This is a genomic window from Acinetobacter sp. SK-43 (assembly GCF_015351505.1).
Lineage (GTDB): Bacteria > Pseudomonadota > Gammaproteobacteria > Pseudomonadales > Moraxellaceae > Acinetobacter > Acinetobacter junii.
Genome location: NZ_JADKPY010000104.1, coordinates 1 through 769 on the forward strand (window position 1 = coordinate 1; position 769 = coordinate 769).

The 769-nt window shown below is 44.2% G+C and carries 1 protein-coding gene; it reads left to right on the forward strand.

Annotation, left to right across the window (positions count from 1 at the left end):
- On the forward strand, positions 1–769 hold a 769-nt coding region (locus IRT38_RS17405; protein WP_194598348.1), incomplete at both ends, for an FAD-dependent oxidoreductase.

A 769-nucleotide genomic window follows, 5' to 3' on the forward strand; every position in this document is an offset into this window, starting at 1 on the left:
AACATATTGGTCAGGGTCGTATGACTTTGGAAGAAATCATCGCGAAGTTAGATAGTAACTCAGCGGAAAAAGATGCAGCACTTCTCAATGCGAAAGATGCTTTTGATGTATTGGTGATTGGTGGTGGTCCTGCAGGTGGTACAGCTGCGATCTATGCAGCGCGTAAAGGGATCAAGACAGGGATTGTAGCTGAACGTTTTGGCGGTCAAGTCATGGATACCATGGATATTGAAAACTTTACCACGATCCAAAAAACAGTTGGTCCTAAGTTTGCTCAAGATATGGAAGCGCATGTTCGTGAATATGGCGTGGACATCATGAACTTACAAAGAGTCAGCAAAATCACAGGTGCAGACCAAACGGCGAATGGCTTGGTTGAAGTTGAATTAGAAAATGGTGCTAAGCTTGAGTCTAAGACCATCATTCTTTCAACTGGTGCTCGTTGGAGAGAAATGAATGTTCCAGGTGAAGCTGAATACCGTACACGTGGTGTTGCGTACTGCCCACACTGTGATGGTCCATTATTCAAAGGTAAACGAGTTGCAGTGATTGGTGGAGGTAACTCGGGTGTAGAAGCTGCGATTGATCTTGCAGGGATTGTTGAGCATGTGACTTTGGTTGAGTTTGATACTAAACTTCGTGCTGACCAAGTCTTACAGGATAAGTTAAATAGCTTGCCGAATACCACCGTTATCACCAATGCCTTGAGTACTGAAGTGGTTGGTGATGGTTCACAAGTGACAGCATTGAAGTATAAAGATCGTGCGAC